The organism is Blautia sp. Marseille-P2398 (assembly GCF_964240315.1).
Taxonomy (GTDB): Bacteria; Bacillota; Clostridia; order Lachnospirales; family Lachnospiraceae; genus Blautia_A; species Blautia_A wexlerae.
Window position 1 is genome coordinate 28,219 of sequence record NZ_CAXSTD010000015.1, and the last position, 14,469, is coordinate 42,687.

At 36.5% G+C, this 14,469-nt stretch carries 14 protein-coding genes and 1 pseudogene; all 15 read right to left on the bottom strand.

Features of this window, described 5'->3' with window-relative positions:
• Positions 1-520: 520 nt before the first annotated feature.
• Positions 521-1,093, bottom strand: a complete 573-nt coding sequence (locus ACESZG_RS15380) for a CDP-alcohol phosphatidyltransferase family protein (RefSeq protein WP_055195609.1) — start codon at positions 1,091-1,093, stop codon at positions 521-523.
• Positions 1,083-2,147, bottom strand: coding sequence for an FUSC family protein (locus ACESZG_RS15385; protein WP_055060228.1), 1,065 nt, complete (start codon positions 2,145-2,147; stop codon positions 1,083-1,085). Before ACESZG_RS15385 ends, ACESZG_RS15380 begins: the two co-directional genes overlap by 11 nt.
• A 33-nt stretch (positions 2,148-2,180) precedes the next feature.
• Positions 2,181-3,224, bottom strand: a complete 1,044-nt coding sequence (locus tag ACESZG_RS15390; protein WP_055053945.1) for a HAMP domain-containing sensor histidine kinase — start codon at positions 3,222-3,224, stop codon at positions 2,181-2,183.
• On the bottom strand, positions 3,224-3,934 hold the full coding sequence (locus ACESZG_RS15395) for a response regulator transcription factor (RefSeq protein WP_003693048.1): 711 nt from the start codon (positions 3,932-3,934) through the stop codon (positions 3,224-3,226). Before ACESZG_RS15395 ends, ACESZG_RS15390 begins: the two co-directional genes overlap by 1 nt.
• On the bottom strand, positions 3,913-5,346 hold the full coding sequence (locus ACESZG_RS15400; RefSeq protein ID WP_055060227.1) for a phospholipase D family protein: 1,434 nt from the start codon (positions 5,344-5,346) through the stop codon (positions 3,913-3,915). Before ACESZG_RS15400 ends, ACESZG_RS15395 begins: the two co-directional genes overlap by 22 nt.
• Positions 5,347-5,521: 175 nt before the next feature.
• Positions 5,522-5,947 carry a MarR family winged helix-turn-helix transcriptional regulator gene (locus ACESZG_RS15405; protein WP_006858455.1) on the bottom strand — a complete coding sequence of 142 codons (426 nt, stop codon included), beginning with the start codon at positions 5,945-5,947 and terminating at the stop codon, positions 5,522-5,524.
• A 1-nt stretch (position 5,948) separates the two neighbouring features.
• A complete protein-coding gene (locus ACESZG_RS15410) occupies positions 5,949-7,313 on the bottom strand; it encodes a citrate/2-methylcitrate synthase (protein WP_172679323.1) in 1,365 nt (454 codons plus the stop codon).
• A 253-nt stretch (positions 7,314-7,566) separates the two neighbouring features.
• Positions 7,567-9,126: a cardiolipin synthase gene (gene cls / locus ACESZG_RS15415; protein ID WP_055060226.1), complete on the bottom strand. Its 1,560-nt coding sequence runs from the start codon at positions 9,124-9,126 to the stop codon at positions 7,567-7,569.
• A 35-nt stretch (positions 9,127-9,161) separates the two neighbouring features.
• Entirely contained in the window at positions 9,162-9,842 is a 681-nt protein-coding gene (locus ACESZG_RS15420; RefSeq protein ID WP_005347231.1) for a GTP pyrophosphokinase family protein, read from the bottom strand.
• Positions 9,843-9,880: 38 nt separating this feature from the next.
• Positions 9,881-10,858, bottom strand: coding sequence for a choloylglycine hydrolase (bsh, locus tag ACESZG_RS15425; RefSeq protein WP_118339757.1), 978 nt, complete (start codon positions 10,856-10,858; stop codon positions 9,881-9,883).
• Between the two features lie 134 nt (positions 10,859-10,992).
• Positions 10,993-11,397: a hypothetical protein gene (locus ACESZG_RS15430; protein ID WP_118339754.1), complete on the bottom strand. Its 405-nt coding sequence runs from the start codon at positions 11,395-11,397 to the stop codon at positions 10,993-10,995.
• 7 nt (positions 11,398-11,404) lie between these two features.
• Positions 11,405-11,701: a hypothetical protein gene (locus ACESZG_RS15435; protein ID WP_118339751.1), complete on the bottom strand. Its 297-nt coding sequence runs from the start codon at positions 11,699-11,701 to the stop codon at positions 11,405-11,407.
• 9 nt (positions 11,702-11,710) lie between these two features.
• Positions 11,711-12,708 (bottom strand): annotated as a pseudogene (locus tag ACESZG_RS15440) (DUF6017 domain-containing protein).
• Positions 12,709-12,786: 78 nt separating this feature from the next.
• The gene (locus tag ACESZG_RS15445; RefSeq protein WP_118339745.1) at positions 12,787-13,689 is read right to left on the bottom strand and encodes a ParB/RepB/Spo0J family partition protein; all 903 of its coding nucleotides are present in this window, start codon (positions 13,687-13,689) and stop codon (positions 12,787-12,789) included.
• A complete protein-coding gene (locus ACESZG_RS15450; protein ID WP_055163322.1) occupies positions 13,679-14,464 on the bottom strand; it encodes a ParA family protein in 786 nt (261 codons plus the stop codon). Before ACESZG_RS15450 ends, ACESZG_RS15445 begins: the two co-directional genes overlap by 11 nt.
• Positions 14,465-14,469: the final 5 nt, after the last annotated feature.

Consider the following 14,469-nt stretch of genomic DNA (forward strand, 5'->3'; position numbering starts at 1 on the left):
TACTGCTTTTTCTGTCAATTTCAGAAAAGATAAGAAAACCTGTTTTCATCTGAGGAATTACAGTTTGGGTGGAAAAATGGTGGATTTTCCACCATTAGGGTAAAGCCAACCTGTTCCTTCCAATTATAAATGATGACTACCATTACCTGACATTTTACAGTAATGATTATTTGGTTTTCTTATTAGATCTATGTCTATTATACCGTGCTTGCGGTCAACTGTCGATAACAAATTGACCGCAAATGTATTATTTTTTCTTACGTTTACACTTTGTATCACAAAACTTCTACACTTCAAATACTCGGAAGTGTTTCTGAACAGATTCATATTTCCCTGTTTCGTAATTTAGTATTTTCCATACCGGATTTAATTGCTCGTCCGTTAACGGAGTAACCTGATTGTCTTTATCCAGCCATGCAAAAATTATCTGTTCTGATTCTATCCAGGTTAAGTTTTTATCCTTCTTTATCTCATCAATATTCTCCTAAATATTTTTCTAGTCATTGCAATATAAAATTGCTTATACAGTCTCTCCCTTAAGAGTCCTGGTATTCTGGATAATATACAGAGCGACCGATATGACCATCATTATAGCGCACAAACCAATCAACAGATCTGATACCATCGGTGTAATGTGGAACCATATAATATGCACCGCTGCAGTTCCATATAATAAAAAGGTTACTATCTTTCCATGCCAGTCTGCACCATGTACTTTTCCTGTCTTTTGTATCACAAGACATCCACTGACTACCATATACAGCTCCTTACCTGCCATTATTGCGATTAAAAGAAGCACATGCGGAAAACGAGTAAACAGACAGATTAACATCGCTGCCTGTGTCAGCTTATCAGCCACCGGATCAAGTATTTTTCCTAAATTACTAATCCTATGGAATCTTCTTGCGATATATCCATCAGCAAGATCCGTAAGGCCAGACAGCAATAAGATTTCACCAGCTAACAGAGGATTTTTCTTTACACAATAACTCCATATAATTACCGGAATCAGACAAAGCCGAAAAAAAGAAAGAAGATTAGGAACCGTAATAATTCTATTCAAATTTTCTTCCTGATTCACTTCACTCTGCATGTACGGTCACCTCACTTTCCTTTTTTTTAGACATAAACCAATAAAATATAACACAAAATGCTAAAGCAAACACAACACCAAAAACATTTTGAATCACTCTAAGACTAACCGCTCCTTGTAGTCCATAAGTCTCTGCAGCAATGGCTAAAGCACCAAATGTGTTAAATACTGCCTGCCAGCCATATTGTGCTGAAAATCCTACACCGATTCCACCAAGAATTCCTATATATGCATAGATTGACGAAGGAAGCAGAAAATATAATACTGTAAAACATATAACACCTGCAATATTTCCGACAATCCTTTTACGGACTCTGTAGTGCATATCTTCCATAAACGGCAAAATCGTGGACATGGCCGCAATACCAGCCCACATTGCACGTGGCATATTACAAAGTTCTGCAATGCAAAGGACAATCGGTACGCATAAAATCTGACATATCTGCCATTTTGTTCTGGAAGAAGTGATATCAAATTCTTGTATCAGATCTTTCAGATTTCTTTTATAAGTTCTGTTTTTATGATTTCGATAAAATACGAAGCAGGTAAGTGCTGCACCTAAAGCCATTCCGACTAATCGCATCTGATAGCTTTTTCCCGTAACATCATAACCATATAGCAGCAGATACCCAAGAACCAATGTAGATTGATTAAACATGAATGGATTATGGCATCCGAACAGAATCAACACAGCCAGTGCCGCAATATTTAACAGCATTCCCAATACCGGTGAAAACTGATTTGCTAAATGCGGACATACAGTCATAATTACAAAGAACAAAGCCAAAAGCATCGTAGATTGTCCGGTGTGGATCCCCAGATCCGCATTTCTAAACACCATGAGACATAATAAGACTACTACACCTACAATGCTGTTCTCATTTCCAAATAGGATGCTGAAAATACTAACAAAGAAAAAACAAAATGCCATTGTAACAGCTATCTTCACCAGATATACCCACATATGATATAATTTTTCTTTTAGTGTTTCACTCTTTTTCAACAGGTTTTTAGAACCTGTCTGATTTAACTGCAACTCCTGATAAAATGTCATATAAATCCTCCCATCTTCTAATTTATCTTAAAACTATATAATCTCATCTTTCTGCTTTGGCAGCTCTATAACAAATCTGCATCCACCATATTCACGGTTTTCTGCTTTGATTGTTCCTCCGGCACTATCTACAATCCGTTTTACAAGTGCAAGACCTAGGCCATTTCCTTCTGCTTTATGAGATCCATCTACCTGATAGAACTTGTCAAATATTCTGGATTTTACATCATCCTCTATTCCTGGTCCTTCATCTTCCAGAATGAACTTAACAGAATCCTGTTCTTGTTTCAGAAACATCGTAATTGTCCCCTTTGAAGGGCTGAACTTAATCGCATTATCCAAAAGATTTATCCAGATATGCATAAAAAGTCCTTCATTCCCAGTATATTTAACTTCCTCCAATTCTACCTGAAAACCAATTTCTTTTTCTGTCCATTTTGTTTCCAATGAAAGAAATGCCTGGCGGATCTGTTCATCCAGACGATATTCTGTTTTTTTCATTGGTATATTCTGATTCTCTAACTTGGATAACAGCAAAATATTACCAACCAATCCGGAAAGTCTTTGGGTGTTAAATAAGATTTTTTCTACATATTCCTCTTGATCCTGAGACAGTTCTTCTCCCTGAAGCAGCATTGTATATCCTTCAATGGCATTAATCGGGGTCTTAAACTCATGAGAAACATTAGATACAAAATCCATCTGCAGCACCTCTGTTGCACGAAGTTCTTTTGTCATAACGTTAAAACTTTGATAAGATTCTCCAACTTCTGCTATACGGCTGTTCGTTTCCAAATGCTGTTCAAAATCTCCCTGAGAAACTTTCTTCATTGCTTTACTAAGTCTGGTAATTGGTTCCAGTAACTTTGCATTAATAAAGGAAGTGATCAGCCCTGCAATCAATGTATTAAAAATCAAAAGCCAGCCAAGCACAGGTATGCTGCCCGGCAGATTAAAAAAATGATTCAAAAAAGCAAATAATAAAGCAGATATGACTGTTGAAAATACAAGTGCCAGCCAGATTGCACCAGTCAGACAGGACCGGATCCGCAATCCTTTTTCTTTCTTTTGTTCCATTATTTTTTCACCACCTTGTATCCAATTCCACGCATTGTTACGATTTCAAAATCAGGGTTATCTTTAAAACGCTCTCTGATTCTTCCTATATGTACCTCTATCGTATGTGGGTCTGCCTCCGTCTCGTATCCCCATACTTCATCCATCAACTGTTGTTTTGTAAATGTTCTGCCTGGCGAAGCTGCAAGCTTATATAAAAGCAGGAATTCTTTTTTAGGCAAAACAAGACTTTCCTTATCAGTTGTAACCGTCATTGCATCATAATCAAACTCTGTTGAACCGATCACAATTTTGTGTTCATTCAGTATCTGTGCACGGCGAAGCAGTGCTCCGACTCTTAAAACCATTTCATTCACATTTACCGGTTTTACCATATAATCGTCACTTCCCGAAAGAAATCCCTGGCGCATATCATCAAAGGAACCTTTCGCAGTGATCATAAGCACTGGTATCTGATATCCTGCTGAACGAAGTTCTGACACCAGTTCATAGCCATCCATAACCGGCATCATAATATCAGAAATGATCAGATCAATATATTCCTTATCCAATACTTCTAATGCCTGTGCTCCATCCGATGCACTTTTGACTTGATATCCATTCTTCTCAAGCACTTTTTGGAATAGCTGGCTTAATTCTTTATCATCTTCTACAATCAATATTTGAAACACGTTTTCCTTCCTCCTTATTAAAACAGATACCTTGCCCATCCAAGCAGATGCTGTACCAAAAATATTTTTCTCTGACGTTTCTTTGTTAATTCGATTGGCTCTACATGATATGGATCATTATAAGTTCCGCCTTCTAATATCTGGCGGGACACTTTTTCATATTCCATCATGCCCTCTTCCAACTGTTTATTAATATCTTTACTGCGAATTACAAGCATCAGTTCCGTATCCAGATATGCACTTCTCATGTCCATATTAAAGGAACCGATTACAGACAGATCATCGTCAATGAGAATACTTTTTCCGTGGTATGAATAACCGCCTTCATATTCCCAGATATTAATTCCTGTACTTAAGATTCTATTTCTGTTTTTCGCATAATCGGCAGCCCCAAATGGATTCCCATTATTCGCAACTGAATTTGTCATGATAGAAAAATCTGAAACGTTCTCTGCAATCTCCTCCCATGTATTATACATCATATCATTACAGATAATATATGGCGTGTGGATCTTCACACGATTTTTTGCATTTTTCATCAATTCTCCCAACTGATACCACACTACTGGTTCTTTGGAACCTGTGTGAATAGGATTTGACACTAATGTAATCTTTTCTGTCTCAAAAGTTTCGTCCGTATAATCGGTCTCGCAGATTCTTTCCTTATTCTCTTCAAAATATTTCTGATAGCTGTTCTGCAACTCTAAAACTGCGTTCTTTACAGATTTTCTATTTGCCAGTTTTTTATTGTTATGAAAATAACCACTGTCTTCCTGATTCCATATGGTTTCAAAATACTCTGACAACTGGTTAACTGAATTTTCTTTCTCAGGTTCATCGCAAACCACTAACACGTCTCTGTCATAGTTTTTATGTCCCGGAAAATCACCCAGGAAATAATTGTATGTATTTCTTCCCCCAAGAATATATCTCTTTCCATCTGCAATCAAATATTTATCATGCATTCTACCCATCATTTTCCACGGTTTCAACGGATTGGCCTTATTATACAGTTTAATTTCAACATTCTCATGGGAAGATAATCCATAGAAATACGGATTTCCTTCCATATCAATCCAGCTCTCCATTCCATCTACTAACAGACGAATATGTACACCTCTGTCTGCCGCATCATGCAGTGCTCCTAAAATCAATTTTCCACTTTCATCGGATTGAAATGCAAAAGTAGAAAGAATAATTTCCTTTTTTGCATTCTTGATCAAACGCACTCTTTGTAAAAGCGCTTCTGGATTCTTTTCTATGATTACTGCCCGTTCTGTATTTTCACTGCATTCGTTCCATAACCCATTTTTTGTTTCTTTTTTGGTTGTATTGGACACTTCCGGCTGCTTTTTATATGCAACGCAGATTCCGAGCAATTCATAAAAAGCCACACATAAAAAAATTGCCAGTATAACAAGAAGGATTTTACATATTTTATGCTTTTTCATTGTACATCACCTGATTCCTTTTTATTTCATACTTATACAATACAAAGTCAATCTCAATTTAACCTCAACAAAATTTATTTTTCATAAAAAAATATGACCGGCTTCTTTTTAAAGAAACAGTCATATTTTTATTCTAATATATGAAGGAGCTTTTCTTACTCCGTTGTATTAATCACTATTTTATTTCTTCCATAAGCTGTCGGATTTTTCTCAATGTACACCGTGTAACTGCCAGGTCATCTTCTTGTATATTCGATATGATTTTTTCATAAGCTTCTATCATTTTTTCTTTCTGACAATTACTTAATTCAATTGCCTTGTTCGTCAAAACAAGGTATGTTCTTTCTTTTTTTTCATCTAATTTCCAGATAATATATCCTTTATTTTCAAGACTTTTTACCATCTTAGATGTTTCTGGAATCGATAATTTCATGTATTCTGCCACTTCTGAAAGATATACTCCTTCATGACAGTCTGATTTTTCAACACATTCCTTTATACTATAAAGAAACAAATAATCTGTTCTTTCGACAAATTCAAATATACTTTCAACATTGATGCTCTTTAAAAAAAACTCCTCTGCACTGGTTCCTGCTCCCATATTATCGTTCCTCTCTTTCTATATATTCTTTTTTGCTGACTAGACTCTTATATGCCGGGCGAATGATCTTATCTGTAGTTATCAATTCTTCCAGGCGATGTGCACTCCAACCAGCAATTCTTGCTATCGCAAATAATGGCGTGTACAATTCTCTTGGAATATTCAACATGTCATACACAAAACCACTATAGAAATCTATATTAGGACTTACTCCTTTGAATATCTGACGCTGCTTTGCAATCAACTTAGGTGCAATCTTCTCAATATTGTTATAAAGGGTCATATCTTTCTCACGTCCTTTATCCCTTGCGAGTTGTTCTACAAAGCCTTTGAACACCCTTTCTCTCGGATCTGAAATAGAATATACAGCATGTCCCATTCCATAAATAAGTCCTTTCTGATCAAACGCCTCTTTCTTCAAAATCTTACTCAGATATGATGCAATTTCCTCTTCGTCTTCATAATCTTTCACATGACTTTTAATATCATCCATCATATTCATTACCATCAGATTTGCACCGCCATGTTTTTTTCCTTTTAAGGATGACATTGCTGCTGAAATAACAGAATAAGTATCTGAACCTGAAGATGTTACTACCCGTGTAGTGAATGTAGAATTGTTACCACCACCATGTTCCATATGTAACAATAATGCTATATCCAGTACTCTTGCTTCCAGTTCTGTGAATTTTGTATCTGGTCTTAATAGGCGCAGGAAATTTTCAGCAATAGATAAATCTTTTTCAGGTCTATGAATATACATACTTTCGTTTTTTTCATAATGACAATAAGCATGGTATGCATATACTGCTAACATAGGAAATGCTGCGATCAACTGCATACTCTGCCTTAGCACATTCGGAATTTCAAGACTTTCTTTTTCCTTATCGTAAGAGCCCAATGTAAGAATACTTCGAGTCATAGAACCCATAATATCTGATGTAGGTGCTTTCATAATGACATCTCTGGTAAAGTTAGTCGGTAGTTCCATACAATCAGATAGTCTTCCCTGAAATTCCATTAACTGTGTATCAGTTGGCAATTCTCCGAATAAAAGAAGATATGCTCCTTCTTCAAAGACAAACCTTTTTCCTTTACTTCCTGTTACTAAATCTTTTATATTATAACCACGATAAGATAACTCGCCATCACATGGACTCTTTACTCCATCACGATATTCAAAAGCTTTTATATCAGAAATATTTGTAAGCCCCGTCAACACACCTTGTCCTTTTTCATCTCGTAAGCCTCTTTTTACACCATACTCTGAATACAGATTCTTACTAATGCTATCATTTTGTTCACAAAAAATTGCTTGCTGTTTCATATAATTTTCCAAATTGCTCATTTGAATCGCTCCTTTCATTCTGTTACGAACTTACATACTATACTCAGATATTCTTGTTTCCAGTGCATTCAGCATTGTCTGTTCTTTTTCTTATTCTTATTCATTAGCAATACAATACAATGGAAAACTCAATTTAACCTCAACAAGGTTTGTTTTTTCATCCATGCAAAATCTTCTTTGTACAACAGACTGTTAGATATAGCAAAAACGGCCTTTCAAAAACAGTTAACTTCTAAATCAACTTTTTTTGAAAGGTCGTTTCATCAGATTCTTATAGCAATCCAGCAAATAATCTCATAAATAATTGTCCCAGTCGCAAATATGCACTTCGTCCGGTTTGATATTGGTCTGTCACATCACGACATTCTCCCATCGTTCTTATCAGATCATTTTTTATTTCCACAACTGCCTGACAATCTGCCATAAAACAGCCGTTTTCAAAATGGTGATATAAACTTCGATAATCCAGATTAATTGTTCCACAAGTTGCCATACAGTCATCTGCCACACTCATTTTTGCATGACAGAAACCAGGAGTCCACTCATAAACACGAACACCATGTTTAACTAATCCATGATAAAAAGAACGAGTTATATTATAAATGAATTTTTTATCAGGGATACCAGGTGTGATAATTCTTACATCTACCCCTCGCTTAGCAGCCAGACATAACGCATGCGTCATTTCATCTGTTATGATTAGATATGGAGTCATAAACCAACAATATTTTTCAGCTTTATTTATCATACTGATATAAACTTCTTCTCCGACTTGCTCATTATCCATAGGGCTGTCTGCATAAGGTTGAACAAACCCAGTTTGCTGTGCCGCATAATCATAGTGGAAAAGGTATTTACTAAAATCAGAATCATTAGCATCCTTATCACTTACTGCATTCCACATTTCCAAAAATGTCACCGTAAGCGACTGAACAGCATCTCCTTCTAAACGAATACCTGTATCTTTCCACTGTCCATACGGGTGTGTGTAATTAAAATATTCGTTTGCTAGATTATATCCACCTGTAAATCCGACTTTTCCATCAATAACTGTTATTTTTCTATGATCACGATTGTTCAAAAACAGATTTAAACCTGGCATAAACGGATTGAATACACGGCAATGAATTCCTATTGCCTCCATCTTTTTCACAAAATCTGTGTTAATAAAGCCTATAGAACCCATATCATCGTAGAATACTCTAACTTCCACACCTACTTTTACTCGCTCTTCCAGAACATCTTGAATCTTATGCCATGCTTCAGCGTCTTCTATCGCATGATATTCCATAAAGATAAACTTCTGTGCTTTCTCCAAATCCTTAAGCTGTGCCTCTAATCCTTTCACTGCTTCATCAAAATACACAATATCCGTATTCTGATAGATTGGATACTGCGAATTTCTTTGTATGTAACTTGCTATATTTCCTGCTTTCGGAATTGTTTCTTTTATTTTGCTCAAACACTCCTGACTGTCCGGAAGCATTGGTAACAATTTGCTATCAATTTCTGCATATCGCTCACGCATTTTATGTGTGCCACCATTCAAACCAATCAACAAATACAGGCCTACACCCATAATTGGGAAAATTAGAATTAAGATGATCCAAGGCATTTTCATAGAGGATGTCTTATTTGATGCGTACAATCCCAAAACCAAGATCCCACTCAAAATCCTTGTAAATAAATTTATGATTTCTGCATATTCATTCAAGCGTGTTACGATAGTAATAATAAAAATCACTTCCAGAAGAATGCAGATTATGGAAAAACACAGCCGTTTTACCCCATTTTTTGTTTTTGCTTTGCCCTCTAAAGTATCTTGTTTCATATATATTCCACCTTCCTACTTGCTCAGTTTTCTCCCTAAATTTCGTGGAACATACCAATTTTGTCTTTTATTCTCTGCATTTCATTATCTGCTTCAATGATAGCTCTTGCAGAATGAAGTAATTCTTCACTTATCTCATCATAGCCAGGCATTTCTTCAATTCCTTTTTTATAGCGAAGTTGATGTTCCAATGTTGCCCAGAAATCCATACCATTGGTTCGAATCTGTAATTCTACACGCATAGGTGTTTTACCCTTAGCAAAAAATACTGGTATTTCAACAATCATATGATAGCTTCGATAACCATTCGATTTTGGATTTTTTATATAATCTTTTATTTCAATAACTTTAATATCATCCTGTTGGGTAATCAAATCTGATATCATATAAATATCGTCAATAAACGCACAAACTATTCGAACGCCTGCTACATCATTGAGATATGTCTGTATATTTTCTGTTGTAAATTCATATCCCATCTTCTGCAGTTTATCGTAAATACTATTGGGCTTCTTAATTCTTGTTTTTATAAAAGAAATAGGATTTCGATTGTTCTCAACTGAAAATTCATCATCCAAAACCTCAAGTTTAGTTTGTATCTCCCGAATAGCACAACGATACATCATCATTAAATTATAAAATTTTGTAGCATTATTTAAAAACTGTAGTGATTCCGGACTGTTCATCCTGAGTTTTTTTACTTCATCTTTTGTCATGGAACTTTCCTTTCTACCTCATCCCTGATTTCAAAACATTATTTATTTTGATAGTTTATTCGTTCTCCTTGAATTACTGGATAACAAATCATTTTATCACTATCCAGATTTTCTACATGCATATCTACTGCACTGATCTGATGGTTTTCATAAGTATTGTAATAATAAATACCTTTTGTAACATTACAACACGACGTATACAATGTGATTTCATATTTTCCATCCGCTACTTCGCAACATCCTCGTTGCTGATCCACAGATCCGAGAATGTGGAAGAATTGGCTAACGCTTTCTTCCTCTGATTCACCTGAAATTGCATTTACCTTTGTAAAAGCTACACGTACAAAGCGTGAGGAAGATGAGAGATCTCCCGGAAGACCTAATCCTCCCATACCTCTACTATATGCATCAAGAGCCAAATTTTCGCAGAAAGTATTTCTGGGCTGTTTAGGAGATAAATGCATATAATTATTTAGTTGAAACATCTGCTGTGGAAATGGCGGATTATTCGTAAGCACTCCTACTGGATTATCATAAATATGCAAACCATCTGACATAGATTCTACCGTAATTGACTCATTCTCATCAGAAATGATCCAGTGTAATTGTGCTAATGGCAATTGCTCGCTGAAAGGAGTATTAACAATATTAATTCGTTCAAGAAGCTCGCGAACTTCAACTAAAGAAGAACACTGGCTTAAAATCCACGGAATAAATTCAAACTGTGCAATATTTTCCACATCTGGCTTAATCGCGGCATAAACAGCATTTCCGACAAAATTCAGTCCTGCCATTGCCACTCCTTTTTCATTCATAGCATCATAATACAAAGGATAATCCTCTGCAACATGAGCCATTCCAATAATTGCATAATGATTTTTCATATCGCCAACATGGCGAAAATTAAACGCATAATTACGTGGTGTAATTACTATCTGATCACCATAAGAGAATTCATAATCGAGGGTTCGTCCAAAGTAAAAATCTTTTGTTTTATAAGTTGCTGCTGTACACATGATCGTTTATCCTCCTAAATAGATTAAAATATGTCAATGAGTTTTTTTCTTGAACAATAATATAGCACAATCTTTTATTTTGTTCCAACTTCATACATGATCATAACATGTAAACTTTAAACTATTTTCCTAGATTATTTCTCCATCAGTTTTTCAAACCAGGTATTCATAGCTAGGATGAATTGACCTACGTCTGGCAATTCTTGCAGCATTTCGTTTAGGGTTTTGTGCTTCACATATTTCTGCACATACACCCAACAGGCAACGCTACTGGCTTCTGATACAATGTCAGCTATGGTTTTGCGCATAAGCTCTTCAAATTCAGCAATTTCTTCTTTCGGAACAACATCATACAGTGTTGGTGCCTGATGACTTATTTTTACTCCATTTTCATTTGCATCTTTAAGCAGATTCTTAACTTTTTCTCTTGAATCCTCCGGTACTTTCATGTACTCCCACATAAATGCTACCACATCGGCTGGTGTGTCTTTTTTTAGTGGTGGTAACTGAATATAATCATTGTTTTCGCTCATTTTCATATCCTCCTCACGATATAATAAAATCAATAAGACGTTCTCTTGTCATGTCCAGTACAGTGTCCACGAATACTCCTGCAAACAGGATCAGATACAGAATTACACTCAGCGAAAATAGAAATGCAACCTGTACCCAGTCATGATAACAGTATGCAGTCGCTATAATCAACAAAGTGAATATAAACCCAAGGATCCCTCTGACAACCGCATAAGTCTGTACTGTCATCTTCACTGCCAGGCCGATCACAAAAAGAATCAGCCATACCGGCAGTAATAATATCTTCCCAGCAAGTTTTAAAATAAACATGTACACCTCCTATCTTACCAGTCCTGGCATATCATGGTTCACCTCTGCCTGATAATACCCGTTCATCGTTGACGGTGCATTAAACAGGGCTGCTAATAAATATTTCTTGATGTTCTTCCCCTTTGTGGTGTTACCACGCATACAGTGTAAGACATACTCGATATGTGAATAGGTCAGCATCCGAAATTTTTTCTTCACCAGTGATGCCGGATACCAGTTGCTGGCAATCAAGATCTTGTCATTTTTACACATCACAGTTTCTACGATCAGGTTCACGATTTCATCTACCTGTCGCATATCGTCATGATGGGTTACTTCCAGTGATTCATAATCAATGGTCTCTTTGACAAGGTTTTCATAAGCCTGATAATCCTCAGAGCGGTTATCGCTATCAAATCTTTTCTCATCCACAGATATGATATGATTAGATTTATTATCATTCATTTCAGTATCACTAAGATTAGTATTATTAGGGTTTGAAATGTAAACTTCTTGAAGTTTGTTTTCGAGACTTCTAGAAGTTTGATTTTGGGACTTCATGAAGTTTGAATTGTAAACTTCTGTAGATTCCTCATTTTCCACAGAAGTTTGTTTTTTAAACTTCTTTAATTCCTCTCCAAATTTTTTCTCATCTGTTTTCTCAGGCATAAAGGTTTTCACGTAGATAACTTTCACCTTTCCAAATCCCTGTCTGCGTTTCTCAATCAGACCAATTCCTGTTTCGTCATCCAGTTCTCTCATGGATTTAATGGCTTTATTTCTGCCACAGTTCAGTAATTCCATGATATCTTCGATGGAAAAGTAGATATATGCTCTGTTTTTGTCGTCAAACCACTGATTCTTGATGGAAAGAGACATTCGATCCAACATCAGTCCATATAAAATTTTAGCATCGCTCGATAAATCTTTAAAATAACTGTCTGTAAATAATGCTTTTGGTATGCGGTAGAAGCTGAACTGATCAGCTTCGGTACCGTAAAATAATTAAATGTCATTTTTTTCTCCATAGTTTCCTCCTTTCATTTTCTGCTAAGAAGTCCTCTTTTTAAACTTCTTTGACTTTGTTTTCTTAGCTTTTTCTATCTTTAACAGGACTGTTCCTGTATCCATTTTTCTAATAATGATTCAATCACTTGCTCCATATCTTTGGCTGTATAATCATCCGGAAAATACTTTGTCAGTTTCTTTTCTGAGAAAGTAAGAGACCGGGATACTTTCTTTGCCATCACACAGTTGTTGAAAATTGATAACATCTGGATCTGATTGATTGGTCCATTATTCAGCTGATTTCTGAGTGCCGCAATCTGTTTTGGCTTGATAAATCCAGTGTCTCTGATATATTCGTAGATCCATTCCTGTACTTCCTTATCGATATAGGAGATATCGACAGCAACCGTAAACTGAAGCTTCTTGTTATCTACCAGATCAAGAAGTTCCGGAATAAGTTCTGTTAATCGTACAAATCTTTGAACCTGAGCTCTACTTTCCCCAACTTGCTTGCTCAAGACTTCATCAGATCTCAACTTCGTCTCATTTTGAGACAAAGTTAAATCTGTTCTAACTCCCTGTCTTTTCATTGCCTCAAGTTTCATCTTATAAGCAAAGGCTTTCTCACTCGGCAACAATTCCTCTCGCTGAATGTTAGCGTCCACCATAGCCACAATGGCATCATCATCTGATAATTCCCTTACAATTGCCGGAATCATTGTAAGTCCTGCAAGCTGTGCTGCATGCATTCTTCTGTGGCCGGATACCATTTCATATTCTTCATTTTCATCCATGCGAAGCAGTACCGGTGTCAGCACTCCATTGATCTTTACGCTTTCTACCAGGTCCTGCATCTTTTCATCATCCAGAACCTTGAACGGATGATTCTTAAACGGATGGATCTTACTGATCTCTATCTCCATTGCTGACTCTTCATTTACCACACCAAGCAATTCATCAATACTAGCCAGTTTAATCTTTTCGCCACTTCTATTTTTCATTATTCAAAACCTCCTGTGTCAATTTCATATATGCCTCAGCAACTTTTCCTTTCGGACAGTGCATGTAGATACTTTTTCCCTCTGCACTGGTCTCAGCTGCTTTTACGGACATCGGAATCACATTTTCAAATACTTCTATCTGGCTTCCGTAGGTTGTATGTACTCTCGATGCAATGTCCCTTGCGTAATTGGTTCTAAAATCTACCATAGTCAGGAGAATGCCCTCAATCGCCAGTTTCCGGTTCAGCCTTTTCTTTACTGTAAGAATGGTCTTGATCAGCTGCTGAAGTCCTTTCACCGGCAGATATGCGGCCTGTACAGGTATCAGCACGGAATCGGAAGAGACCAGTGCATTGATTGTCATCATACCAAGGCTTGGCATACAGTCGATCAGGATATAATCGTATCGGCATCTTATCGCATCGATATATTCTTTCATGATCATTTCTCTGCTCATAACATTTCCCATCGTTACTTCCAGTGCGGAAAGCTCAATATTTGCCGGGAGAAGATCTACATTTTCCTGGTGATGTAAGATCCCATCTTCCAAAGAGATTTCTTCTTCGTTGATGACATCCATCATGATCGTTGCCAGTGTGATGCGAAGATCATCCGGTTCCTCATATCCAAGACTTGCGGTTAAACTTCCCTGTGGATCCGCGTCGATCAGCAACACTTTCTTACCTTCTCTTGCCAGTCCAATGCCTACATTTACGGTTGTGGTGGTCTTTCCGACGCCACCTTTCTGGTTTACTACGGATATAACTTTACACATGATTG